Origin of the sequence: Actinoplanes sp. NPDC026670 (assembly GCF_040638175.1) — a bacterium.
Taxonomy (GTDB): Bacteria; Actinomycetota; Actinomycetes; order Mycobacteriales; family Micromonosporaceae; genus Actinoplanes.
Window position 1 is genome coordinate 51,953 of sequence record NZ_JBEZXU010000012.1, and the last position, 22,983, is coordinate 74,935.

A 22,983-nucleotide genomic window follows, 5' to 3' on the forward strand; every position below is an offset into this window, starting at 1 on the left:
GGCGGGTCGCCGGCGGGCCCGCGTGCGCGACGTCCCATGATTATGCCGTGACACCGCGACACGAACACCCCCGCGAGGGCACGGATCGGGCGCGCCTGGCGCCGGAGCTGGCAGCGGCTGCCGCCGATCTCGCGCGAGCCGGGGTGGAATCACCGCGGGTCGATGCCGAACTGCTGGTCGCGCACGTGCTGGGGGTGTCCCGCGGGCGGCTGCTGCTGATCGACTCGATCCGGCCCGAGGAGCTGGCCCGCTTCCGCGAGCTGGTCGGCCGGCGGGCCGGCCGGATCCCGTTGCAGCACCTGCTCGGCACGGCCGCGTTCCGGCACGTGGAGCCGGCCGTCGGCGACGGGGTCTTCGTGCCCCGGCCGGAGACCGAGCTGCTGGCCGGGTGGGGCGCCGAGCGCACCGGGCCGGGCGCGCTGGTGGTCGACCTGTGCAGCGGCAGCGGCGCCATCGCGATCGCGATCGCCGACGAGACGGAGGCCGGCCGGGTGGTCGCCGTCGAGCGGTCCCCGGCCGCGCTGACCTGGCTGCGGCGCAACGCCGCGGCGTATCCGGTGGTCGAGGTGGTCGCCGGCGACGTCACCGATCCCGGTCTGCTGTCCGATCTGCGCGGTACGGTCGACGTGCTGCTCTGCAATCCGCCGTATGTGCCGGACGGCACCGTGGTCCCGCCGGAGGTCTCCGGCCACGACCCGGCCGAGGCGGTCTTCGGCGGCGCGGACGGCCTGGACGTGATCCGGCCGGTCATCGCGCTGGCCGCGGCGCTGCTCAAGCCGGGTGGATGGGTGGGCATCGAGCACGACGACGTGCACGGCGAGGCGGTTCCGGGGCTGCTCCGCGCGGACGGCCGGTTCATCGAGGTGACCGCGCACGACGACTTCACCGGCCGCCCTCGATATGCGACCGCCCGCCGCCGGTGGGACAGCGGGTAGCCGCATGGCAGACTGCATCTCGTGATGCTCTACGACTGCGCCACCGTCGCGGACCGGGACCGCGGCATCGCCGCCGCTGTCGAGGCGGCCAAGAGCGGCGAGCTCGTGGTCTTCCCCACCGACACGGTCTACGGGGTGGCCGCCGACGCGTTCACCCACCACGCGATCACCCAGCTGCACCACGCCCGCGGCTCGGACCGCCGGGTGCCGCCGCCGGTGCTGGTCGGCTCCCGGCACACGCTGGACGGCCTGGTCTACTCGCTGCCGCGCGCGGCCCGTGAGCTGGCCGACGCGTTCTGGCCGGGCGCGCTGACCATCATCGTGGAGCATTCGCCCAGCCTCCAGTGGGATCTCGGGGACACCGGCGGGCAGGTGGCCGTCCGCATGCCGCTGCACCCGGTCGCGCTCGAGGTGCTGCGCGAGGTCGGCCCGATGGCCGTCACCACCGCCAACAAGCTCGGCTCCCCGGCCCCGCTGACCGCCGACGAGGCCCGCGACCAGCTGGAGTATGCGGTGCGCGTCTACCTGGAGGCCGGCCCGGCCGCCGACCCGGCGCCGAGCACGATCGTCGACGTCACCGGCGACGTCCCCCGCATCCTGCGAGCCGGGGCGATCCCGCTCGAGAAACTCCGTGACGTGGTCCCGGAAATCGTCGATGGGCAGGACTGACTTGGCTCCGTTCACCGTTCTGCACGTCTGCATGGGCAACATCTGCCGGTCGCCGATGGCCGAGCGCCTGCTGGCCCGGGCTGTCCGGGAGCGGGCCGCCGGCGCCGACGGCGGTCAGCTGCTGCGCAGTGTCAGCGCCGGCACCGGCGGCTGGCACGAGGGCGAGGAGATGAACCCGCCGGCCGCCCGGCTGGTCCGCGCCCGCCGTGGCACCGACGAGAACTTCCTGGCCCGCAAGCTGCGCGGCGACTTCATCGACGAGGCCGACCTGATCCTCACGGCCACCGCCGATCAGTACGACTACGTGGTGGCGCTGCGTCCCGATGCCGCCGCCCGCACGTTCGTCCTGGGTGAGTTCGGCCGCCTGCTCGGCGCCGTCGACAACACGGCGCTGCCGCCGGCCGAGCCGAAACCGGACGTGGTGCACGCCCGGGGCACGGCGATCGTCGAGGCGGTGGCCCGGCTGCGCGGCACCGAGGCCCCGCAGCCCGGCGACGACCTGGACGACCCGTGGGGCCGCGGCGACCAGACGTTCCAGCGGGTGGCCGACGAGATCGAGGACACCACGATGCCGCTCGCCGCCCTGCTCCTCCCGTGACCGGAGCCGTTTCTCAATGCCCATCGTTGTGACCGATGACCAGTGGCGCGGCGCGATCGCCGCGCCGGATGCCGACGGCCTGGCCCGCGCGGCCGGCCTGCTGCGGTCCGGCTCGGTGGTGGCCTTCCCGACCGAGACGGTCTACGGCCTGGGCGCCGACGCCTTCGACGAGAGGGCGGTCGGTGAGATCTACCGCCTCAAGCAGCGGCCCAGCTGGAACCCGTTGATCGTGCACGTCGCCGACGTGGCGGCGGCCCGGGCACTGGCCGAGATGTGGCCGGCCACTGCTGATGATCTCGCGGCCCGGTTCTGGCCAGGTCCGCTGACCCTGGTGGTCCGGCGGGCGCGGCACCTGCCCGGCATCGACACCGTGGCGATCCGTGTCCCCGCCCATCCGGTCGCTCTCGACCTGTTGAAAGCCTCCGGCCTGCCGCTCGCCGCGCCCAGCGCGAACCGTTCCGAGAGCATTTCGCCGACCACCGCCGAGCACGTGGTCCGCAGCCTGCCGGACGTGCCGATGGTCCTGGACGGCGGCCCCTGCTCGTGGGGCATCGAGTCGACGGTGCTCGACGTGACCGGTGACGTGCCGAGGCTGCTGCGCCCGGGCGCGCTCGGCCTGCGGGCGCTGCGCGAGGCGGTCGGCCCGATCACGCTGCCCGACGCCGAGACCGCGGATGGTGACGCCCGGCCGTCACCGGGCATGAGCCGGCGGCACTACGCGCCGCGTGCCAAGGTCGTTCTTCGCGAGGACGTGCGTTCCGTGGAGCGGTCCGGCCTGGCAGAGCCGGTCGCCGTGCTGACCTATGAGGGCACCGAGGGCACCGAGATCCTGTCCGCCGATCCCCGCGAATACGCCGCCGATCTGTATGCCGCCCTGCACCGCCTGGACGACGCCGGGTTCGCGACGATCCTGATCCAGGAGCCGCCGCGGACCGAGGACTGGCTGGCTGTCCGCGACCGCCTGTCACGTGCGGCCGCCTGACGTCTCCGCGGTCCGGGTGATGTTGCGGGCCATCCCGTTGAAGACGACACCGTGGAAGGGCAGCACCGACGCCCAGTAGAGGTGCCCGCCCAGTCCGCGCGGCAGGAAGACCGCCCGCTGCCGGTAGACACTGCCGCCCTCGCCGTCGGGTTCGGCGCGCATCTCCAGCCAGGCCCGGCCCGGCACCCGCATCTCGGCGCGCAGCCGCAGCAGCGTGCCCGGCTCGATCTCCTCGACCCGCCACCAGTCGAGCGCCTCACCGACCCGCAGCCGGTGCCGGTCGCGGCGGCCGCGGCGCAGCCCGACCCCGCCGGCCAGCCGGTCCAGCCAGCCGCGCACCGACCAGGCCAGCGGGAACGAGTACCAGCCGTTCTCCCCGCCGATCCCCTCGATGACCCGCCACAGCTCACCCGCGCTCGCGTGCACCGGGCGGGACCGCTCGTCGACGTAGACGCTGCCGCCGGACCAGTCCGGGTCGCTGGGCAGCGGCTCGGCCGACGGGTTCAGGCCGGACGCGGTGGACCAGCGGGTTTCCACGTCGGCGTCCCTGATCCGGCCGAGCGCGAGCCGTACCGATTCGTCGAATCCGAGCGGCGGCGGGCCGGGCAGCAGGCCGGCGATGTCGTTCTCGTGCGCGACCGCCTCGTGGATCAGGCTGGCCACCAGGGGACGGGCGATGCTGTTCGGCACCGGGGTGATCAGGCCGACCCAGTGCGCGGACAGCCACGGGCTGAGCGGGCGCAACGGCACGATGACCCGGCGGGGGAGCCCGGCCACCCGGGCGTAGCGCTGCATCATCTCGGCGTAGGTCAGCACGTCCGCGCCGCCGATGTCGAACCCGCGATTGACCTCCGGCGGGAGTCCGGCCGCGCCGATCAGGTAGCGCAGCACATCCCGTACCGCAATGGGCTGGATCCTGTTCTTGACCCACCGCGGGGTGACCATGACCGGAAGGCGTTCGGTGAGGTGCCGCAGCATCTCGAACGACGCCGAACCGGAACCGATGATGATCGGGGCGCGGAGCACCGCCGTCGGCACACCGCTGTCCAGCAGGATCCGGGCCACCTCGGCCCGGGAACGCAGGTGGGCGGAGGGTTTCTCGTGCGCGGGCGGCTCCGGCCCGCCGAGATAGACGATGCGGCGTACGCCCGCCGCGCGCGCCGCCGCCGCGAAGTTCTCCGCGGCCTCCCGGTCGAGCTGCTCGAAGTCCGGCCGCCCGAGTGAGTGCATCAGGAAGTACGCGACCTCGACGCCCTCGAACGCGGCGGGCAGGCTGGCCGGGTCGGCGAGGTCGCCCTCGACGATCTCGGTCTGCCCGGCCCAGGGCACGTCCCGCAGCCGGCCGGCGCTGCGTGCCAGGCATCGCACCTGGTGTCCCGCTTCGAGAAGTCTGGGCGCGAGCCGCCCACCGATGTAGCCGGTCGCGCCGGTCACCAAGCACCGCATAACTGGAGACTGTGCCCACGAACCGGGGGTCACAAGCCATATGCTCGGAAACCGGAAGGCTCCTCGATCTCGGGAGGCCAGCGTGGGCACCTTCTGGGGGCCGGACTTCGCGATGCTCGAACGCGAGGATCCGGAGATCGCGTCCGTGCTCCTCGACGAGGTGGCACGCCAGCGGGACACGCTCCAGCTGATCGCGAGCGAGAGCTTCACCTCACCGGCGGTGCTCGCGGCGCTCGGGTCGACCCTGGCCAACAAGTACGCCGAGGGCTACCCGGGGCAGCGCTACTACGGCGGGTGCGCGCACGTGGACCGGGCCGAGGCACTGGCCGTGGAGCGGGCGACGGACCTGTTCGCCGCCGAGCACGTCAACGTGCAACCGCACTCCGGGGCGTGCGCCAACCTGGCCGCCTACGCGGCGCTGGCCGAGCCCGGCGATGTGGTGCTGGCGATGGGCCTGCCGCACGGCGGGCACCTCACCCACGGCAGCCGGGCGAACTTCTCCGGCAAGTGGTTCCACCCGATCGCCTACCGCCTCGACCCGGAGACCGAGCAGATCGACTACGACGAGGTACGTGACCTCGCTCTGGCTCACCGTCCGAAACTGATCATCTGCGGCGCGACCTCGTACCCTCGGCTGATCGACTTCGCGCGGTTCCGGGAGATCGCCGACGAGGTGGGCGCGTACCTGATGGTCGACGCGGCGCACTTCATCGGCCTGGTGGCGGGCCGGGCGGTGCCCTCGCCGGTTCCGCACGCCGACGTGATCACCGGCACCACCCACAAGGCGCTGCGCGGCCCCCGCGGCGGCATGATCATCTGCCGGTCCGATCTGGCCCGGCGGATCGACAAGGCGGTCTTCCCGTTCGCCCAGGGCGGGCCGATGATGCACGCCATCGCGGCGAAGGCGGTCGCCTTCCGCGAGGCCGGCACACCGGCCTTCCGCGGCTACGCCAACCAGGCGGTGCGCAACGCGCGGGCGCTCACCGCCGGCCTGACGGCCGAGGGACTGCGGCCGGTCACCGGCGGCACCGACAACCATCTCGCGGTGCTCGACCTGCGCGAGGTGGGCGTGACCGGACGGGAGGCCGAGGCGCGTTGCGCGAAGGCGGGCATCGCCCTCAACAAGAACCCGGTGCCGTACGACCCGGAGCGTCCCGCGGTGGCATCAGGCGTCCGGGTCGGCACGCCCAGCGTCACGTCGCAGGGGATGCGTGAGGGTGAGATGCGCCGGATCGCCGGGCTGATCGGCCGGGTGGTGCGGGACGGGGCGGACACCACGGCGGGGGAGGCGGTGATCCGCGAGGCGGCCGCCGAGGTGGCCGAGATCGTGGGTGGCTTCCCGCCCTATCCGCTCGGCACGGAATTGCCCGCCGATTCCGCGCTCGCGCACTGAAACGGACGCAGGTTGATTCCCGGGTGGATTTCCGGGAACAACGCCTTAACGAGCCTTAACCGGCGGTGGATTGATTCGCGGGGTGATCCGGGCGCGGTGATAGCGTGGCGCGCTGCGGAACGTCTCTAGTGGGGGTTGTGGTGGGTCAGGTGCCGACCGAGGAGCGTCCGGCTCCACCAGCGAATCCGGCCTGGCGGATCGAGCATTTGCCGCTGCTCTCCGCGGTCTCGATGGCGCTGCTGCTCTGTGCCGGATCGGTGGGATTCGTCACCAGTGGGCGCGATGCGGCTCTGGGCGCGGCGGCCGGCGTGCTGATCGTGACCGTCAGTTTCACGATGTCCACCCTGGTCATCGCCTGGGCGGACACGGTTCGGCCGGCTTTGCTGATGCCCCTCGGAATGCTCACCTATGTGGTGAAATATTCCTTGTTGGGAGTCATCCTGGCGATCGGTGTCGGCATCAAATGGCCCGGGTGGGACGCCCTGGGCTGGGGCATCGTCGCCGGCGTCGTGGTGTGGACCGGCGTCCAGGCCTGGTGGGTGCACCGCCGAGTAACCCGGAAAGTGATCTAGAGCACCTCGTTCTCCCTGGTCAGCGATGTGAGAACCGGGCAAGTCGCCACTATCCGGTGACCTCTTCGCTCGTGCCGTGTTCCGATTTGGCGCGACAGGAGTACCGTGTCCAGTCAGTTGCGAGACCCCTGACGCCTGGACAACTACGGTTGTGCGGGGGGTCCCGCTTAGCTTCGTGTTTCCTGCTGATATCGTTCGGGCCGTCATGACCGGCCAGAAACCTCCCCCCGAATCTCGCGGTGACGACGGTTCAAACCCGCCTCCTGACTCAGGTGCGGGCATGACCGCACTGTCGTATCTCATCGCGGGCATTCTGTCCTGGGGTGGGATCGGCTGGCTCGTCGACCACTTCGTCGGAACCAAGGGCATCTTCGCCGGAATCGGCGCGATCCTCGGGGTCGCCGGCGGTGTGTACCTCATCGTGCGCCGTCTCGGCGCCTGACAGGAAAGGGCCAAGGTGATCAGTCAGTCGACGGTCCTCGCGGCGGCATTCCCGCCCAGCGTCGAGGACTTCTACCTGCCCAGCATCCTGCCGTGGAACCAGCATGAGAGCTATTGGTTCACCAAGATCACGGTGCTGGTCTGGGTGGCGGTCGCGGCGATCATCATCTTCTTCCTGACGTCGTACCGGAAGCCGCAGCTGGTGCCGACGAAGAAGCAGTGGCTCGCCGAGAGCATCTACGGCTTCGTGCGGAACAACGTCGCGGTCGACATGATCGGCCCGCAGGGTGTGCGCTTCGCGCCGTACCTGACCACGCTGTTCATGTTCATCCTGGTCAACAACTTCTTCGGCATCCTGCCGCTGGTGCAGATCTCGCCGATGTCGCACATCGCGTTCCCCGCGGTGCTCGCGGTGATCAGCTACGTGATGTTCATCTGGGTCGGCGTCAAGAAGCACGGCCTGGCGTATTTCGTGCACGCGGTGAAGCCGAACGCGCCGGTCGGCATCCTGCCGCTGCTGATCCCGATCGAGATCTTCTCCAACTTCCTGGTCCGGCCGTTCTCGCTGGCGGTTCGTCTCTTCGCCAACATGTTCGCGGGCCACATGCTGCTGCTGGTGTTCACGCTCGGCGGCTTCGCGATGATCAACGCGAACGTCTTCCTGGCGCCGGTCTCCGTGCTGTCGTGGGTGCTGACCATCGCGATCACCTTCCTCGAGTTCATGGTGATCTGCCTCCAGGCCTACGTCTTCACGGTTCTGACCGCGAGCTACGTCCAGGGTTCGCTCGCCGACGAGCACTGAGCAGTACCCCGATCTCCGCTTAACACCCGTTGTCGTCCCGCGTGATCGTCACGCGAGATACCAGGAGGAATTAGCAATGGCTCTTATCGCCGCCGTTGAGGGCAGCACCGCCGCCATCGGTTACGGTCTCGCTGCCATCGGCCCCGGCATCGGTGTCGGTCTGGTCTTCTCGGCCTACATCCAGGCCACCGCCCGCCAGCCGGAGTCGTCCCGCCTGACCCTGCCGTTCGTCTGGATCGGCTTCGCCGTCATCGAGGCGCTCGCGCTTCTCGGCATCGCGTTCGGCTTCATCTGGGCCGGAAACGTCTGATCGTCGACCTCGACTAGGAGGTTCCCATGATCGATCTTTACCTGGCCGCGGCCACGGAAGAAGCCAAGCACAACCCGATCGTTCCCATCTGGGAAGAGATCGTGGTCGGCTCGGTCGCCTTCGGCGTGCTCTGCTTCGTGCTGATCAAGTTCGTCTTCCCGCAGATGGAGAAGACGTTCCAGGCACGGGTGGACGCCATCGAGGGCGGCATCAAGCGCGCCGAGACCGCCCAGGCCGAGGCGAACCAGCTGCTCGAGCAGTACAAGGCGCAGCTCGCCGAAGCCCGGACCGAAGCCGCTCGCATCCGCGACGAGGCCCGGGCCGACGCCGAGGGCATCCGTCAGGACGTGCTGGCGAAGGCTCGCGAGGAGTCGGACCGCATCATCGCGGCCGGCAACGAGCAGCTGTCCGCCCAGCGTGAGGCCATCGTCCGGGAGCTCCGGTCCGAGGTCGGCACGCTCGCGGTCGACCTGGCCAGCAAGATCGTCGGCGAGGCCCTCGCTGACGAGGCCCGCACCCGTGGCACCGTCGAGCGGTTCATCGCCGACCTCGACACGGCGGGACAGCGCTGATGACGTCCCCGAGCGTAAGCCGCGAGGCCTACGGCGAGGCGTCGGACCGGCTGGTCGCCGAGACCGCGTCGATCACGGCTCCGCAGCTGGTGACGGTCGCCGACGAGATCCTGTCGGTGGCCGGCCTGCTGCGGTCCGACCTGCGCCTGCGCCGGGCGTTGACCGACCCGTCCCGGCCCGGTTCCGACCGTGCCGGGCTGATCGAGTCGCTGCTGACCGGCAAGGTCTCCAAGGCCACCGTCGACACGGTGGCCACGCTGGTGGCCGGCCGGTTCGCACGTCCCGGCCAGCTGCTGGACGCGACCGAGCACCTGGGTGTCGACGCGCTTCTCGCTTCGGCGGAACGTGACGGCAAACTCGCCGACGTCGAGGACGAGCTGTTCCGGTTCGGCCAGATCGTCGCCGGCGACACCGCCCTGACCAGCGCCCTCAGCGACGCGAACGCTCCCCTCGGGGGCCGGGTTAAGCTGGTGGAGGACTTGCTCAAGGGCAAGGCCCACGTCGTCACGGTCCGGCTCGTCGAGGTGGCGCTGACCGGCTTCGGTGGCCGTGGCTTCGAGGCCTCGCTCACCCGGCTGGTCGAGGCGACCGCCGCCAAGCGTGACCGCGAGGTGGCGTATGTGACGGTCGCCAAGCCGCTCACCGACGCCGAGGAGCAGGCCCTGGCCGCGAAGCTGACCGGGGTGTACGGCCGTGACGTGTCACTGAAGGTGGACGTCGTGCCCGGTGTTCTCGGTGGTGTCAGCGTCCGGGTCGGTTCCGACCTTTACGACGGCACGGTCCTGCGCAAGCTGAACGCAGCCAAGCAGGCGTTCGCCAAATAGCTTTTTCCCCTCGATTCCCATCGAGAAGCCCCCTCGGCGGCGGTGACGTCCCGAGCTAGACAGAGAAGGCAGAGGATGGCCGAGCTGACCATCTCCTCGGACGAGATCCGGGGGGCGCTAGAGCGCTACGTCTCGTCCGCCACGACCGACCTCACCCGTGAAGAGGTGGGCGTCGTCTCCGACGCAGGCGACGGCATCGCGCACGTCGAGGGCCTGCCCTCGGTGATGGCGAACGAGCTGCTCGAGTTCGCCGACGGCACCCTGGGCGTCGCGTCGAACCTCGACGTCCGTGAGATCGGCGCCGTGATCCTGGGCGACTACGCGAACATCGAGGAGGGCCAGCCGGTCAAGCGCACCGGCCGCGTCCTCTCGGTCCCGGTTGGCGACGCCTTCCTGGGCCGCGTGGTCGACGCGCTGGGCAAGCCGATCGACGGTCTCGGCGAGATCCCGAACGAAGGCTTCCGTGAGCTGGAGCTGCAGGCGCCGAACGTGATGGCCCGGCAGCCGGTGAAGCAGCCGCTGCAGACCGGCATCAAGGCGATCGACGCCATGACGCCGATCGGCCGTGGCCAGCGCCAGCTGATCATCGGCGACCGCAAGACCGGTAAGACCACGGTCGCGATCGACACGATCATCAACCAGAAGGCGAACTGGGACTCCGGCGACCCGGAGAAGCAGGTCCGCTGCATCTACGTGGCGATCGGCCAGAAGGCCTCCACCGTCGCCAGCATCCGGGGCACCCTGGAGGCGCAGGGCGCGCTGCAGTACACGACCATCGTGTCGGCGCCGGCCTCCGACCCGGCCGGCTTCAAGTACATCGCCCCGTACACCGGCTCGTCCATCGGACAGCACTGGATGTACAACGGCAAGCACGTTCTGATCGTCTTCGACGACCTGACCAAGCAGGCCGAGGCGTACCGCGCCGTGTCGCTGCTGCTGCGCCGCCCGCCGGGCCGTGAGGCGTACCCGGGCGACGTCTTCTACCTGCACTCCCGCCTGCTGGAGCGTTGCGCCAAGCTCTCCAACGAGCTGGGTGGCGGCTCGATGACCGGTCTGCCGATCATCGAGACCAAGGCCAACGACATCTCGGCCTTCATCCCGACCAACGTGATCTCGATCACCGACGGTCAGATCTTCCTCGAGACGGACCTGTTCGCCTCGGGTGTGCGCCCCGCCATCAACGTCGGCACCTCGGTGTCCCGCGTGGGTGGTTCGGCGCAGGTCAAGGCGATGCGTACGGTCTCCGGCCGCCTCCGCCTCGACCTGGCCCAGTTCCGTGAGCTGGAGGCCTTCTCGGCCTTCGCCTCCGACCTGGACCGCGCGTCGCGTGCCCAGCTCGAGAAGGGCGTCCGCCTGGTCGAGCTGCTCAAGCAGCCGCAGTACTCCCCGTACTCGACTGTCGACCAGGTCATCGTGATCTGGGCCGGCACCACGGGTCAGCTCGACGACATCGCCGTCAGCGACGTGCGCCGTTTCGAGCAGGAGTTCCTGCAGTGGTTCAAGCAGCACAACAGCGACACGTACACCGCGATCGAGTCGACGAACCTGCTGAGCGACGACAACATCGAGAGCCTGAAGTCGGGCGTCGTCGAGTTCAAGAAGTCGTTCCAGGGCGGTAACTAGGCATGGCCGCCGGTCAGGTATCGGCGCTGCGGCGGCGCATCCGCACCGTCAAGTCGACCAAGAAGATCACCAAGGCGCAGGAACTGGTCGCCACCAGCCGGATCGCGAAGGCCCAGGAACGGGTCAACGCCTCCCGGCCGTACTCGCTGGCGATCACCAAGGTGCTCGGCGCCCTCGCGTCGAACGCCTCGGTCGACAACCCGCTGCTGACCGCGCGTGAGCGCGTTCAGCGGGCGGGGGTCCTACTGATCACCAGTGACCGTGGCCTGGCCGGCGCCTACAACGCCAACGCCATCCGTACCGCCGAGCAGCTGATCGCTCAGCTGAAGTCGGAGGGCAAGGAGGTGGCGCTGTACATCGTGGGCCGCAAGGGCTTCGGGTACTACACGTTCCGTAACCGGCCGGTGGCCGCGAGCTGGACCGGTTTCTCCGAGCGTCCCACGTTCGCCGACGCCAAGCGCATCGGTGACGGGCTGATCGAGGGCTTCCAGGCGGGTTCGGCGACTGAGGGGACCTTCGGGCCCGAGGGCATCGCGGGTGTGGACGAGCTCCACATCGTGAGCACCGAGTTCAAGTCCCTGATGACGCAGAGCGCCAACGCGAAGCCGCTCGCCCCGGTTCAGGTCGAGGAGCAGGTGGAGAAGTCCTCCGAGCTCAAGGCGGCGTACGAGTTCGAGCCGGACGCCGACGAGTTGCTCGACGCCCTGCTGCCGAAGTACCTCAACACGCGGATCTACGCGGCGTTGCTGGACTCGGCGGCGAGTGAGTCGGCCTCGCGCCGGCGGGCGATGAAGAGCGCGTCGGACAACGCCGACGACCTTCTCAAGCGGTACACGCGCGAGATGAACTCCGCGCGGCAGGCTGCGATCACCCAGGAAATCAGTGAGATCGTCGGCGGCGCCAACGCGCTGGCCGAGGCGGGAAGTGATGTGTGATGACTGCTGTAGCTGAGCCCACCAAGGCGGAGACCGCTGTCGGCCGCGTCGTCCGGGTCATCGGCCCGGTCGTCGACGTCGAGTTTCCCCGTGACGCCATGCCCGCGATCTTCAACGCGCTGAAGGTCGACGTCACCCTCTCCGAGGGCACCAAGACGCTGACCATGGAGGTCGCCCAGCACCTGGGCGGCAACCTGCTCCGCGCCATCTCGATGCAGCCGACCGACGGCCTGATCCGTGGCGCCGGCGTCACCGACACCGGCGCGCCGATCTCGGTGCCGGTCGGTGACGTGACCAAGGGCCACGTGTTCAACGCCCTCGGCGAGGTGCTCAACGTCGACCCGTCGACGCTGGACATCCAGGAGCGCTGGGCCATCCACCGCAAGCCCCCGGCGTTCGCGGACCTCGAGCCGAAGACCGAGATGCTGGAGACCGGCATCAAGGTGCTCGACCTGCTCGCGCCGTACGTGCGTGGTGGCAAGATCGGCCTGTTCGGTGGCGCGGGCGTGGGCAAGACCGTGCTCATCCAGGAGATGATCATCCGGGTCGCCCGTAACTTCGGTGGCACCTCGGTGTTCGCCGGCGTCGGCGAGCGCACCCGTGAGGGCAACGACCTCATCCTGGAAATGGACGAGGGTGGCGTTCTGGACAAGACCGCCCTGGTCTTCGGCCAGATGGACGAGCCGCCGGGCACCCGTCTCCGGGTCGCTCTGACCGCTCTGACCATGGCGGAGTACTTCCGGGACGTCCAGAACCAGGAGGTGCTGCTCTTCATCGACAACATCTTCCGGTTCACCCAGGCCGGTTCCGAGGTGTCCACCCTGCTCGGCCGTATGCCGTCCGCCGTGGGTTACCAGCCCACGCTGGCCGACGAGATGGGTGAGCTCCAGGAGCGCATCACCTCGGTCCGGGGCAAGGCGATCACCTCGCTCCAGGCGATCTACGTGCCCGCCGACGACTACACCGACCCGGCGCCGGCCACCACGTTCGCCCACCTGGACGCGACCACCAACCTCGAGCGGTCGATCTCCGACAAGGGCATCTACCCGGCCGTGGACCCGCTGGCCTCCAGCTCGCGGATCCTCGCGCCCGAGTTCGTCGGCGCCGAGCACTACACGGTGGCCCGTGAGGTCCAGCGGATCCTGCAGAAGTACAAGGACCTGCAGGACATCATCGCCATCCTCGGTATGGACGAGCTCTCCGAAGAGGACAAGGTCACGGTGCAGCGGGCCCGCCGCATCGAGCGGTTCCTGTCGCAGAACACCTACGCGGCGGAGCAGTTCACCGGCGTTCCCGGCTCGACGGTCCCGCTGAAGGAGACCATCGAGGCGTTCAAGAAGATCGCCGAGGGTGAGTACGACAACTACCCGGAGCAGGCCTTCTTCATGTGCGGTGGCCTCGAGGACCTCGAGAAGAACGCGCACGAGCTGATGAAGGGCTGACGATCCGTCAGTTCCGCAGGGAGCCGCGCCGGTGAATACCGGCGCGGCTTTCGCGTTCCCAGGTGCCCCTTCCACAGCATTCGCCCAGGTCAACGTGGGTATGCTTGCTCGGTGCCACAGCCGAGGAAACGCCGCCGTGCGCCCATGTGGGCGCGGCTCTGTGCCGCCTTCGGGTGCGTGCTCATGGTCAGCAGCGGCGGTGTCCTCGTCACCGGGCAGGCCCTCATCGCGCGGTACACGGGTGCGGTCGACGCCGCCGGCAGCCTGATCGGCGACCCGGCGTCCGGCGCGGCCCGCGCCGACGCCGACATCGAGGGCCCGCTCAACATCCTGCTCGCCGGGATCGACCCGCGCGACGACTCGCAGGCCCCGCGTTCCGACTCGATCATCGTGGCGCACGTGCCGGCTTCCATGGACCAGGTCTACCTGTTCTCCATCCCGCGCGACCTCTATGTGCAGATTCCAGCGTTCGCCAAGACCGGCTTCGCCGGCACGACCGCGAAGATCAATTCCGCGATGTCGTACGGGAGTGACGTCGGCAACGGCACGCACGACGTCAAGCAGGGTTTCCAGCTGCTCGCCCAGACGGTCAGCGCCTTCACCGGGATCCGCGCGTTCGACGCCGGGGCGATCATCAACTTCGGCGGGTTCAAGAAGATCGTCGAGGCGATGGGCGGCGTCACCATGACGATCGACCAGAACGTGCGGTCCGAGCACCTCCAGCCGGACGGCAAGCCCCGCCCGAAAAGCGCCGCCTGCGCCAACGGCGGGTGCGACCATCCGTACATCGGGCCGCAGAAGGTCTACAAGAAGGGCACCTACCACCTCCAGGCGTGGGAGGCGCTCGACTACGTGCGCCAGCGGTACGGGCTGCCCGACGGCGACTACGACAGGCAGCGGCACCAGCAGCAGTTCATCAAGGCGATGGCCGAGCAGGCGATGAGCCGGGACGTGGTGACCGATCCCACCAAGCTCCTCGCCGTCCTCGACGCGGCGGGCGACTCGCTGACCTTCGACGGCGGCGGCAGCAGCGTCATCGACTGGGGGCTCGCGCTCAAGGACATCAACACCAGCGACATGACGCTGATCAAGCTGCCCGGCGGTGGGCTGTTCCAGAACGGGACGTACCTCGGGGAGCAACTGGAGCCCTCGACCGCCCAGTTCTTCCAGGCCGTCGCCGAGGACCGGATCGGGGCTTTCCTGCTCGACAATCCGACCTACGCAGCTCAGGACGGCTGAGGCGGTACCCCGTACCACGTCGGCGTTCGCCGCCGATTAGACTTCACCCGTTCGGTTCGTAGCATCTGAAGGATTCCCGGCGCCTGAGGGATTCGTAGCACCTGAGGGGAACAGCGTGGCCAACCAGCTGCACGTCGAGGTCGTCGCCGTCGAGGAGAAGGTCTGGGTCGGAGAGGCCGAGATGCTCGTCGCGCGCACCACCGAGGGTGAGATCGGTGTGCTCCCGGGCCACGCGCCGCTGCTCGGTCTGCTGAAGGAGCCGTCCCAGGTGCGGGTCAAACTCGCCGGGGGCGACCAGCTGACCTACGACGTCGCCGGTGGTTTCCTCTCGATCGACGCCAACGGCGTGACAGTCCTCGCCGAGAGCGCGACGCCCGCCTCGCCCGAGTCCCGCTGACACCGGCGATGCGGATTCTGGAAGTCGCCGGAATCTGCGTCGTCGCGCTGCTCGCATTCTTCTTTGCGATCTTCTTCCGCCGCCGGTTGCTCATGACCGGCGGCGGAACCATTCGCCTCCAGGTGCACATCAACACGATCGTGCCCGGCCGTGGCTGGTCACCCGGCCTCGGCCAGTTCGTCGGCGACGAGCTCCGCTTCCATCGCATGTTCAGCCTGGCGATCCGGCCCAAGCGGGTCCTCGACCGGCGGACCCTCACGGTCGAGGAGCGGCGTCTGCCGGCCGGCCCGGAGCGTCTCACCATGCCGGGCCACTGGGTCGTCCTCCGCTGCCGCACCGCCGACGCGGTGATCGAGATCGCGATGGCCGACACCACGGTGACCGGCTTCCTCTCCTGGCTCGAGGCGGGCCCGCCCCGCGACCCGGGAAGCCTCCGCGGCCGCCCGGTCTTCGGCCCCCGCCCCATCGAGGGCTGACCACCCCTCTCCGCCCTCCCGCGATCTTGTCGATTTCCGGCACGCCTGTTCCGCCCTCGAGTTTTGCCATTTTGCGCAGCGGCATCGCCGGTCGGGGTCGACGCTGAAGTGAATCTTGCATTCGTCCTGTCCAGCGCCATCCTCAGCGACCTTCGCAAGATCATCGTGAGGTCTTGTGACCTTGGTTGGCCGTTCCGGAGCCGCTGCCGGGAGCGGGCCGCCGAGGGCGGGTCCGCCAGTCGCGGCGATGGTCAGCGCACACGTTTCCCTGGGCGCAGCGGTGGTCAGCGCACACGTTCGCCGATCGTGTGCGCCTGCTTCGCTCCGACGGGGACGGGCGCACACGTTGTGCCGTCCGTGTGCGCCTGTCCTCGTTGCGGCGAGGGTGAAGTCGTACGTTGCCGCATTGTGTGCGCTGGTCGTCGCACGCCGGAGAACACTCCGGGCCGAGCGCCGGCGACCGCGGCTGGCGGAAGGTTCGGCGACCGGGGCTGGCCGAGCGCCGGCGACCGTGGCTGGCGGAAGGTCTGCGACCGGGGGCTTGGTGAACCCAGGAGCGCGGTAACGCGACGACCGGAAGCATCAACGAACAGCCCCTTTGAAGCGGAGGACAAGGTTCGTCGATGCTCCTTCCCGCGTCCATCCCGACGGGCACCCGGTGCGCTGTCGCCGTGGGCGGCGGCGTCCACAAGGCCGGCGCGACCGCGCAAACGATCCCCAAATGGCGAAACTCGAGTTCCGCCGAACCTCACAAGTCTTCCGGGCGCTTCGCGCCTGCCCGGGGTGGGGGAAAACGGCTGTGGACAGGTGTCATCGCGCTCTTACGCCCCCGCGAGATCGGGCGAGCCTCGCGTCATGGCCACAGTCACCTGCAGCTTCGCACGGGTCGGGCTTTGTTTTCTATCCAGATCGAAGTGTGCGGGCGCCGCGGGTTGTGGATTGGCTGTCGATTCCGGTCGGCCGGTTTCGTAACGTCGGCGTATGCGGATCAGAATCGTGGACGCCTTCACTGACCGGCCGTTCGCCGGGAATCCCGCCGGCGTGGTGGTCCTCGACGGTGAGGCGTTTCCCGCCGGCGAGTGGATGCAGCGGGTCGCGGCCGAGGTCAACCACGCCGAGACGGCGTTCGTGCGACGGTTGCCGGACGGGTCGGAGACCGATTGGGCGCTGCGCTGGTTCACCCCGGCCGTCGAAGTGGCGCTCTGCGGGCACGCCACCCTCGCCACCACACACGTGCTGCACCGGGCCGGGCTGATCGGTGACCGGGCCACCTACGGCACGCTCAGTGGCGTCCTCACCGCCTCCGTCGCCGAGGGCGGGCTGATCACACTCGACTTCCCGACCGCCCCGCTCAGCCCGATCGACGCCGACCCGGAACTCGTGGCCGCCCTCGGCGTGGACTTCCGGACCGTTCTGCACACCGGCCCCAACACCGACGATCTGCTGTTCGAGGTCGCCGGCGAGAAGACGGTCCGCGCCCTCGACCCCGATCTGCGGACGGTCGCCAGGCTGACCCGGCGTGGGGTCATCGTCACGGCCGCCGCCGACGACCCGGGATCGGGCTACGACTTCGTCTCCCGCTTCTTCGCCCCGGCCGTGGGTGTCGACGAGGACCCGGTCACCGGAAGCGCCCACACGGCCCTCACGCCGTTCTGGGCGCGCAAGCTGAACCGCACCGACCTCACCGGGTACCAGGCGTCCCCACGCGGCGGCCTGGTCCGCGTGAGCCTGCACGGCGACCGAACCCACCTGAGCGGCCATGCGGTGACCACCATCGACGGCGACCTCCTCCCCTGAGGCTGTCACCGCTGACCCTGGTGGTTGATCAAGGCCGGTGCAAGATCGGCGCGGAGACGCGTCCTCGTGCGAGATCGGCCCGGCGACGCGTCCTCGTAGAGGACCGGCCCGGGGCGCGGTGGCCACCGGATCAGCCCGGCGGTCGCGCTGGAGGCCGGGACCGGCCGCCCGCGTCGCGGGGGAGCCACGGGAGGTGTGGCTTGCGGGTGGGGGCGGCCGACGGCGTACCGAATAGGGCTTGGAAGTAAGGAGACGGCAACCGTGCGGGATCAGGTCTCGGCGACCAGCTCGACCTCGTAGCCCCACGCGTCCGTCAGGTAGGCGGCGTAGCAGTCCGGGCCGCCGGCGTGCGGATAGCGGTCGGCGAACAGCGGTGACCAGCCGTGGGCGGCGGATTCGGCGGCCAGGCGGTCGACCGCGGCCGGTGGGCCGGCGTGGAAGGCCAGGTGGTTGAGGCCCGGGGCGAGGCGGTCGTGTGTGGTTCCGGAGAGGGCCGGGGACTGCTCCAGGACCAGGTAGAGGTCGCCGTGCTGCCAGGAGCGCCCGGCCGGCCACTCCTGGAACCCGGTCCAGCCGAGGGATTCCAGGAGCCAGCCCCACGGACGGAGGGCGCCGGCCAGATCGGGCACCCACAGTTCGATGTGGTGGATCATCGTTGGCGTTCGCCGCCGGGCACCCATTTCACGTCGCCGGACGGGTTCGCCACGCGGGACAGGATGAACAGCAGGTCGGAGAGACGGTTCAGGTATTTCAGCGGCAGCACGCTCGTCGTCGACGGCTCCAGCTCGTAGAGGGCCCAGGCGGTGCGCTCGGCGCGGCGGGCGACGGTACGGGCCACGTGCAGCAGCGCCGCGCCCGGAGTGCCGCCCGGGAGGATGAAACTGTCCAGCGGGGCGAGCCGCTCGTTGAACTCGTCGCACCAGCCCTCCAGCCTCGTCACATAGGCCTCGGTGATACGCAGCGGCGGGTACGGCGGGTCGTCGCTCAGCGGATTGCCCAGATCGGCGCCCAGGTCGAACAGGTCGTTCTGGATGGTGGCGAGCACCTGGCGGACGTCATCGGGCAGCTCACCGAGCGCGATCGCGGCGCCCAGGGCCGCGTTGCACTCGTCGGCGTCGGCGTACGCGGCGATCCGTGGTGAGGTCTTCGGCGCGAGCTCGTTGTTGACCATCCTGGTCTGCCCGCCGTCGCCGGCCCGGGTGTAAATGCGGGTGAGATGCACAGCCATGCGCCCCACCCTACGAGGCGGGAGTGGGCCGGGGACCATACGATGGCCCGCGTGGATGTGATCAGGGTGAAGGGCGGGGCACGCCTCGCCGGCGACGTCAACGTGGGCGGCGCGAAGAACTCGGCGCTCAAGCTGATGGCGGTCGCGCTGCTGGCCGAGGGGCGCAGCGTCGTGTCGAACGTGCCCCGGATCACCGACATCGCCATCATGGCCGAGGTGCTGCGGCGGCTGGGCTGCGACGTCACGCTGGACGGCACCGAGGCGGTCATCGACGTGCCCGCCGAGCCGGGCAGTGAGGCCGACTACGACCTGGTGCGGCGGCTGCGCGCGTCGATCTGCGTGCTCGGGCCGCTGCTGGCCCGCCGCGGCTACGTGCGGGTGGCGCTGCCCGGCGGCGACATGATCGGTTCCCGTGGCCTCGACATGCACGTGTCCGGCCTGGCCCGGATGGGTGCGGAGATCTCCGGCGAGCACGGGTTCGTGATCGCGTCGGCGCCCGGCGGGCTGCACGGCGCCAAGATCTGGCTGGACTTCCCGAGTGTCGGCGCCACCGAGAACATCCTGATGGCCGCGGTGCTGGCCAAGGGCGTCACGGAGATCGACAACGCGGCGCGGGAGCCGGAGATCGTCGACATCTGCGACATGCTCACCGCGATGGGCGCGAAGATCGAGGGCGCCGGTTCGTCCACGCTGATCGTCGAAGGGGTGGACGCGCTGAAACCGGTGCGCCATCAGACGATCGGTGACCGGATCGTCGGCGGCACCTGGGCGTTCGCGTCGGCGATGACCCGTGGTGACGTGACCGTGCACGGGGTGCGCCCGGAGTTCCTGGACCTCGCGCTGGACAAGCTGGTGACCGCGGGCGCGACCGTCGAGCCGGGGGACAACCGGTTCCGGGTGCGGATGGACGAGCGGCCGCGCGGTGTCGACATCGTGACGCTGCCCTACCCGGGGTTCGCGACCGACCTGCTGCCGATGGCGCTGGGCCTGGCCGCGGTGGCTGAGGGGTCGTCGCTGATCACCGAGAACATCTTCGACGGACGGTTCATGTTCGTGAACGAGATGGTGCGGCTGGGGGCGGACATCCGTACCGACGGGCACCACGCGGTCGTCAACGGGCGGGACCGGCTGTCCGGCGCGCCGGTGCGGGCCACCGACATCCGGGCCGGCGCCGGCCTGGTCATCGCCGGGCTGTGCGCGGACGGGGTGACCGAGGTGGGCGAGGTGCACCACATCGACCGCGGCTACCCGGACTTCGTCTCCGACCTGGAGAACCTCGGGGTGGAGGTCGAGCGGACGGACGTACCGGAGCCGACCTTCGACTTCTGATCAGTTCGATTTCTGATCAGAAGGACGCCACCAGCCGGCGGGCCTCCTCCACCTCTTCGGAGAAGACCAGCACACTGACCCGGCCGTCACGCCGGATCGCCGTGGTGGTTCGGATGCCCGCGTCGGACAGCAGTCGCCGGATCTCGTCGGCGACCTCGGTCTCGTCGGTGACGGCGGCGGGCCACAGGAGGCCGTAGTCGTCCGGCTCACCGAAGATCGTCAGACCGTCGGGAGCCGTCTCCGGGGTGACGGTGGGTTGCAGGCCCATGCGCCAGAACACGGCGCCGAGGAAGCCGACCAGACCGACGGCGATCAGCGGTCCGATGAGGTACCAGCCGTCGCTCGTGGCCATGGGCACAGTCTGGCACCGTGGACGCCTGTTTTCCGGTGATTCGCCCCGAACGGGAGCCGGGCTGAACCTACGTTAAGGAGCGCCGGTAAACTGACGTCCTCTCACGAAGGAGTGGATCATGGCAGGACGTCTCGCGGTCATCGGTTCCGGATTGATGGGCTCCGGCATCGCCCAGGTGTCGGCACAGGCCGGCTGGCAGGTCACCATGCGGGACGTCGACGACGCCTCGCTCGGCCGCGGCATGTCGGCGATCAGGGACTCGCTCAGCCGGTTCGCCGCCAAGGGCAAGATCGCCGAGGCTGACGTCGAGGCCACCCTCGCCCGGATCACCCCCACCACCGACCTCGACTCGGCCGCCGACGCCGACGTGGTGGTCGAGGCGATCTACGAGAAGGTGGAGGCCAAGCACGAGGTCTTCAAGGCCCTCGACAAGATCTGCAAGCCGGGCGCGGTCCTCGGCACCAACACCTCCGCCATCCCGATCACCCAGATCGCCACCGTCACCAGCCGACCGGAATCGGTCGTCGGCATCCACTTCTTCTCGCCGGTCCCGATGATGAAGCTGGTCGAGCTGGTCCGTGGCTACCAGACCTCCGACGCCACCTTGGCGGCCGCCCGCAACTACGCCGAAGAGGTCGGCAAGACGTGCGTCGAGGTCAAGCGGGACGTCGCCGGCTTCGTCTCCAACCGGCTGTTCTCGGCGATCCTCGTCGAGGCCATCCAGCTCGTCGAGTCGGGCGTCGTCTCCGCCGCCGACCTGGACACCGTCATGAAGCTCGGCTTCGGCCACGCGATGGGGCCGCTGGCCACCGTCGACCTCACCGGCCTCGACGTGATGCTCAACGCGACCAGCAACATCTACCGCGACACCGCCGACGAGAAGTTCTTCCCGCCGGAGCTCCTCCAGCGCATGGTCACCGCCGGCGACCTCGGCCGCAAGACCGGCAAGGGGTTCTACAGCTACTGATCGTTTCCGGTCTTTCCGCGACGCGGGTGTCGGGTGCCGCTTTCTGGCGCCCGCCCTCGTCGATTCATTCTCCAGCGGTACGGCCACAACTCCCACAACCACACCACCCGGCCCTCCGCCTTCGGCCGCTGCCGCAGCCGGCCCGTCACTGTGAGTGATTCGACGGCGGTGAAAGCGGGTTCCAGGGCCGGTGTCGGGCGGCGGTTTCAAGGCTGCGCCCGATTTAGCCCGATCATGTTGGTGTTTGGGTTTCGAGTGGTGTCGCGAGGTTCCCGTGTTCCCCTCGCGGGGCCTCGGGATCTTGCACGACTTCGCACCCCGCCCCCCTGCGCGGCGATCTTGCACGCTTCTCCACGCTGGCCGCAATCTTGCACGACTTCGCATCCCCGCGGCGATCTTGCACGCTTCTCCATGCTGGCCGCAATCTTGCACGATTTTTCATGTCTGGGTGTGGTTTGTCGTGCAAGATCCACTGCGCCGGGCGGACCTTGCAGCGTTCTTCTCGTCGGGGCGTGGAAAGGGCTGCAAGATCGGCGCGGGCCTGGAAAGTCGTGCAAGATCCACGGGCGGCGAGCCGTAGGCGACCGAACCGGCGGCAGTCGCTGCCACGTTCTGCGGGTGGGCGGGGGCCTTGATCAGCCGTCCGGGTCGCCGCTGCCTCAAGTGCGCCAGGACAGCGGTGAGAGCCGCCCGGGGGTTGGCGGTTCGGGGCATGCATGAGCGTGCGATGGCAGGCGACGGTGCGGGGACGCCCTGCGGTGGCCGCCGCGAGGCACGGGGGTCTGCGTGGCTCGTACCAGAAAGGCGTGCGTCGCCCGCCGGTGGGACCGGAGACGGTGCGGAACGCCTCGGCCGGGAGGCTTGCTGACCGGAAGTGGTCAGCGCGTGGTGGCGAACGACAGCGACAGCAGGGTGGCCGCGAGCATGCCGCCGAGCAGGGTCAGGCCGATGCCGCCGATCTCCATCCGGGCGCGCATCCGGCTGTGGGTGAGGTAGGCGGCCAGCGGCACGCCCGCCGACGGCGCCACCAGGAACGTCAGCCAGCCGAGCCCGCGGATGAGCGGCCCACCCCAGAGGGCGTTGTCACCGAAGGTGACGAGTCCAGCGGCTACCAGCCCGGTGGCGAAGGCGCTGAGCGCGCCGATCAACGGCAGTAACGGCAGCGCCCAGCGGGGGAGAGTGCCGCCACCGGGCGGGTGGATGGTGACGTCGATGCGGTCGGCGGCGCGGGAGAGCAGCACGCGCGGTGACTGGCGCCCGGCCGGGACGACGTCCTCGCCGGGTTCCGGGCGGCGCTGGAGGGCGACCCGGGGCATGGCTTCGACGGAGGCCGGTTCGGGTACCTCGCCGATCGCGCGGATCCGCAGTCCACGGGCGCGGCGGAGCTGGTCCCAGAGACGGGCGGCCTCCCGGTCGACGTCGAGCACCTGGGCGGCGGCGGCACCGGCCCAGCGGTCGGCGGCGAGGGCCTCACCTTCGGCGCGGGCGAGTTCGCCGGCGGCCCGGGCGGCGTTGTCCTGGTAGGCCTGTTCGGCGTCGTCGAGTTCGGCGTCGCGGCGGCGGGTGACGTCGGCGAGCGCGCTCACCATCAGCTGATAGTCACGGCCGAGCGGCTGACGATCACGTGTGGTCACTGTTCACCTCGACGTCTGCG

At 69.8% G+C, this 22,983-nt stretch carries 25 protein-coding genes; 20 read left to right on the forward strand and 5 right to left on the reverse strand.

Annotated elements, in window-relative coordinates:
* Positions 1-47 precede the first annotated feature (47 nt).
* The 4 genes from prmC to AB0E94_RS14225 are packed head-to-tail and all read left to right on the forward strand — an operon-like array spanning position 48 to position 3,184.
* Positions 48-935 (forward strand): peptide chain release factor N(5)-glutamine methyltransferase, encoded by an 888-nt coding sequence (prmC, locus tag AB0E94_RS14210; protein WP_360326184.1) that lies wholly within the window; start codon positions 48-50, stop codon positions 933-935.
* A gap of 24 nt (positions 936-959) precedes the next feature.
* Entirely contained in the window at positions 960-1,604 is a 645-nt protein-coding gene (locus AB0E94_RS14215) for an L-threonylcarbamoyladenylate synthase (protein WP_360326360.1), read from the forward strand.
* A 1-nt stretch (position 1,605) separates the two neighbouring features.
* Positions 1,606-2,202, forward strand: a complete 597-nt coding sequence (locus AB0E94_RS14220) for a phosphotyrosine protein phosphatase (RefSeq protein WP_360326185.1) — start codon at positions 1,606-1,608, stop codon at positions 2,200-2,202.
* A gap of 16 nt (positions 2,203-2,218) precedes the next feature.
* Entirely contained in the window at positions 2,219-3,184 is a 966-nt protein-coding gene (locus AB0E94_RS14225; protein WP_360326187.1) for an L-threonylcarbamoyladenylate synthase, read from the forward strand.
* Here AB0E94_RS14225 and AB0E94_RS14230 read toward each other — a convergent pair.
* Entirely contained in the window at positions 3,167-4,630 is a 1,464-nt protein-coding gene (locus AB0E94_RS14230) for an SDR family oxidoreductase (protein WP_360326188.1), read from the reverse strand. The genes AB0E94_RS14225 and AB0E94_RS14230 overlap by 18 nt on opposite strands.
* A gap of 82 nt (positions 4,631-4,712) precedes the next feature.
* Here AB0E94_RS14230 and glyA point away from each other — a divergent pair, with 82 nt between their 5' ends.
* From glyA to AB0E94_RS14300, 14 genes are all read left to right on the forward strand, one after another.
* On the forward strand, positions 4,713-6,023 hold the full coding sequence (gene glyA / locus AB0E94_RS14235; RefSeq protein ID WP_360326190.1) for a serine hydroxymethyltransferase: 1,311 nt from the start codon (positions 4,713-4,715) through the stop codon (positions 6,021-6,023).
* A gap of 149 nt (positions 6,024-6,172) precedes the next feature.
* Positions 6,173-6,595, forward strand: coding sequence for a hypothetical protein (locus tag AB0E94_RS14240; RefSeq protein ID WP_360326191.1), 423 nt, complete (start codon positions 6,173-6,175; stop codon positions 6,593-6,595).
* A 280-nt stretch (positions 6,596-6,875) separates the two neighbouring features.
* Positions 6,876-7,037 carry an AtpZ/AtpI family protein gene (locus AB0E94_RS14245; RefSeq protein WP_170167211.1) on the forward strand — a complete coding sequence of 54 codons (162 nt, stop codon included), beginning with the start codon at positions 6,876-6,878 and terminating at the stop codon, positions 7,035-7,037.
* 15 nt (positions 7,038-7,052) lie between these two features.
* The gene (gene atpB, locus AB0E94_RS14250; RefSeq protein ID WP_360326193.1) at positions 7,053-7,838 is read left to right on the forward strand and encodes a F0F1 ATP synthase subunit A; all 786 of its coding nucleotides are present in this window, start codon (positions 7,053-7,055) and stop codon (positions 7,836-7,838) included.
* Positions 7,839-7,914: 76 nt separating this feature from the next.
* Positions 7,915-8,148: a F0F1 ATP synthase subunit C gene (locus AB0E94_RS14255; RefSeq protein WP_360326195.1), complete on the forward strand. Its 234-nt coding sequence runs from the start codon at positions 7,915-7,917 to the stop codon at positions 8,146-8,148.
* A gap of 26 nt (positions 8,149-8,174) precedes the next feature.
* A complete protein-coding gene (locus AB0E94_RS14260) occupies positions 8,175-8,720 on the forward strand; it encodes a F0F1 ATP synthase subunit B (RefSeq protein WP_360326196.1) in 546 nt (181 codons plus the stop codon).
* Positions 8,720-9,544 (forward strand): F0F1 ATP synthase subunit delta, encoded by an 825-nt coding sequence (locus tag AB0E94_RS14265; protein ID WP_360326198.1) that lies wholly within the window; start codon positions 8,720-8,722, stop codon positions 9,542-9,544. The genes AB0E94_RS14260 and AB0E94_RS14265 overlap by 1 nt, the downstream gene beginning before the upstream one ends.
* A 75-nt stretch (positions 9,545-9,619) precedes the next feature.
* The gene (gene atpA, locus AB0E94_RS14270; RefSeq protein ID WP_360326200.1) at positions 9,620-11,167 is read left to right on the forward strand and encodes a F0F1 ATP synthase subunit alpha; all 1,548 of its coding nucleotides are present in this window, start codon (positions 9,620-9,622) and stop codon (positions 11,165-11,167) included.
* A 2-nt stretch (positions 11,168-11,169) separates the two neighbouring features.
* Positions 11,170-12,102, forward strand: a complete 933-nt coding sequence (locus AB0E94_RS14275; protein ID WP_360326202.1) for a F0F1 ATP synthase subunit gamma — start codon at positions 11,170-11,172, stop codon at positions 12,100-12,102.
* Positions 12,099-13,544 (forward strand): F0F1 ATP synthase subunit beta, encoded by a 1,446-nt coding sequence (gene atpD / locus AB0E94_RS14280; RefSeq protein WP_317790370.1) that lies wholly within the window; start codon positions 12,099-12,101, stop codon positions 13,542-13,544. The genes AB0E94_RS14275 and atpD overlap by 4 nt, the downstream gene beginning before the upstream one ends.
* Positions 13,545-13,688: 144 nt before the next feature.
* Complete coding sequence (locus AB0E94_RS14285; protein ID WP_360326362.1) at positions 13,689-14,783, forward strand: LCP family protein; 1,095 nt, start codon at positions 13,689-13,691, stop codon at positions 14,781-14,783.
* Between the two features lie 115 nt (positions 14,784-14,898).
* Positions 14,899-15,180, forward strand: a complete 282-nt coding sequence (locus AB0E94_RS14290; protein WP_360326203.1) for a F0F1 ATP synthase subunit epsilon — start codon at positions 14,899-14,901, stop codon at positions 15,178-15,180.
* Positions 15,181-15,188: 8 nt separating this feature from the next.
* On the forward strand, positions 15,189-15,656 hold the full coding sequence (locus tag AB0E94_RS14295; RefSeq protein ID WP_360326205.1) for a DUF2550 domain-containing protein: 468 nt from the start codon (positions 15,189-15,191) through the stop codon (positions 15,654-15,656).
* A gap of 981 nt (positions 15,657-16,637) precedes the next feature.
* On the forward strand, positions 16,638-17,453 hold the full coding sequence (locus tag AB0E94_RS14300; RefSeq protein WP_360326207.1) for a PhzF family phenazine biosynthesis protein: 816 nt from the start codon (positions 16,638-16,640) through the stop codon (positions 17,451-17,453).
* 269 nt (positions 17,454-17,722) lie between these two features.
* Here the strand turns inward: AB0E94_RS14300 and AB0E94_RS14305 are convergent, their stop codons facing one another.
* Together AB0E94_RS14305 and AB0E94_RS14310 are read right to left on the reverse strand one after the other, a co-directional pair.
* Positions 17,723-18,106: a VOC family protein gene (locus AB0E94_RS14305; protein ID WP_360326208.1), complete on the reverse strand. Its 384-nt coding sequence runs from the start codon at positions 18,104-18,106 to the stop codon at positions 17,723-17,725.
* On the reverse strand, positions 18,103-18,681 hold the full coding sequence (locus AB0E94_RS14310) for a cob(I)yrinic acid a,c-diamide adenosyltransferase (RefSeq protein WP_360326209.1): 579 nt from the start codon (positions 18,679-18,681) through the stop codon (positions 18,103-18,105). Before AB0E94_RS14310 ends, AB0E94_RS14305 begins: the two co-directional genes overlap by 4 nt.
* Positions 18,682-18,723: 42 nt before the next feature.
* Here AB0E94_RS14310 and murA point away from each other — a divergent pair, with 42 nt between their 5' ends.
* Positions 18,724-20,010 (forward strand): UDP-N-acetylglucosamine 1-carboxyvinyltransferase, encoded by a 1,287-nt coding sequence (gene murA / locus AB0E94_RS14315; protein WP_360326210.1) that lies wholly within the window; start codon positions 18,724-18,726, stop codon positions 20,008-20,010.
* Positions 20,011-20,026: 16 nt separating this feature from the next.
* Here the strand turns inward: murA and AB0E94_RS14320 are convergent, their stop codons facing one another.
* Positions 20,027-20,362, reverse strand: a complete 336-nt coding sequence (locus AB0E94_RS14320; RefSeq protein ID WP_360326212.1) for a hypothetical protein — start codon at positions 20,360-20,362, stop codon at positions 20,027-20,029.
* Positions 20,363-20,480: 118 nt separating this feature from the next.
* Here AB0E94_RS14320 and AB0E94_RS14325 point away from each other — a divergent pair, with 118 nt between their 5' ends.
* Entirely contained in the window at positions 20,481-21,329 is an 849-nt protein-coding gene (locus tag AB0E94_RS14325; protein WP_360326214.1) for a 3-hydroxyacyl-CoA dehydrogenase family protein, read from the forward strand.
* An 878-nt stretch (positions 21,330-22,207) separates the two neighbouring features.
* Here AB0E94_RS14325 and AB0E94_RS14330 read toward each other — a convergent pair.
* On the reverse strand, positions 22,208-22,963 hold the full coding sequence (locus tag AB0E94_RS14330) for a hypothetical protein (RefSeq protein WP_360326215.1): 756 nt from the start codon (positions 22,961-22,963) through the stop codon (positions 22,208-22,210).
* Positions 22,964-22,983 lie beyond the last annotated feature (20 nt).

What these genes read in the sequence shown, in the direction of transcription:
- AB0E94_RS14215 (WP_360326360.1), top strand. Translation starts at nt 960, where the DNA reads ATGCTCTACGACTGCGCCACCGTCGCGGACCGGGACCGCGGCATCGCC.
- AB0E94_RS14225 (WP_360326187.1), top strand. Translation starts at nt 2,219, where the DNA reads ATGCCCATCGTTGTGACCGATGACCAGTGGCGCGGCGCGATCGCCGCG.
- AB0E94_RS14230 (WP_360326188.1), bottom strand. Translation starts at nt 4,630, where the DNA reads ATGCGGTGCTTGGTGACCGGCGCGACCGGCTACATCGGTGGGCGGCTC.
- AB0E94_RS14245 (WP_170167211.1), top strand. Translation starts at nt 6,876, where the DNA reads ATGACCGCACTGTCGTATCTCATCGCGGGCATTCTGTCCTGGGGTGGG.
- AB0E94_RS14255 (WP_360326195.1), top strand. Translation starts at nt 7,915, where the DNA reads ATGGCTCTTATCGCCGCCGTTGAGGGCAGCACCGCCGCCATCGGTTAC.
- AB0E94_RS14260 (WP_360326196.1), top strand. Translation starts at nt 8,175, where the DNA reads ATGATCGATCTTTACCTGGCCGCGGCCACGGAAGAAGCCAAGCACAAC.
- AB0E94_RS14265 (WP_360326198.1), top strand. Translation starts at nt 8,720, where the DNA reads ATGACGTCCCCGAGCGTAAGCCGCGAGGCCTACGGCGAGGCGTCGGAC.
- atpA (WP_360326200.1), top strand. Translation starts at nt 9,620, where the DNA reads ATGGCCGAGCTGACCATCTCCTCGGACGAGATCCGGGGGGCGCTAGAG.
- AB0E94_RS14275 (WP_360326202.1), top strand. Translation starts at nt 11,170, where the DNA reads ATGGCCGCCGGTCAGGTATCGGCGCTGCGGCGGCGCATCCGCACCGTC.
- AB0E94_RS14285 (WP_360326362.1), top strand. Translation starts at nt 13,689, where the DNA reads ATGTGGGCGCGGCTCTGTGCCGCCTTCGGGTGCGTGCTCATGGTCAGC.
- AB0E94_RS14295 (WP_360326205.1), top strand. Translation starts at nt 15,189, where the DNA reads ATGCGGATTCTGGAAGTCGCCGGAATCTGCGTCGTCGCGCTGCTCGCA.
- AB0E94_RS14300 (WP_360326207.1), top strand. Translation starts at nt 16,638, where the DNA reads ATGCGGATCAGAATCGTGGACGCCTTCACTGACCGGCCGTTCGCCGGG.
- AB0E94_RS14305 (WP_360326208.1), bottom strand. Translation starts at nt 18,106, where the DNA reads ATGATCCACCACATCGAACTGTGGGTGCCCGATCTGGCCGGCGCCCTC.
- AB0E94_RS14310 (WP_360326209.1), bottom strand. Translation starts at nt 18,681, where the DNA reads ATGGCTGTGCATCTCACCCGCATTTACACCCGGGCCGGCGACGGCGGG.
- murA (WP_360326210.1), top strand. Translation starts at nt 18,724, where the DNA reads ATGGCCCGCGTGGATGTGATCAGGGTGAAGGGCGGGGCACGCCTCGCC.
- AB0E94_RS14320 (WP_360326212.1), bottom strand. Translation starts at nt 20,362, where the DNA reads ATGGCCACGAGCGACGGCTGGTACCTCATCGGACCGCTGATCGCCGTC.
- AB0E94_RS14325 (WP_360326214.1), top strand. Translation starts at nt 20,481, where the DNA reads ATGGCAGGACGTCTCGCGGTCATCGGTTCCGGATTGATGGGCTCCGGC.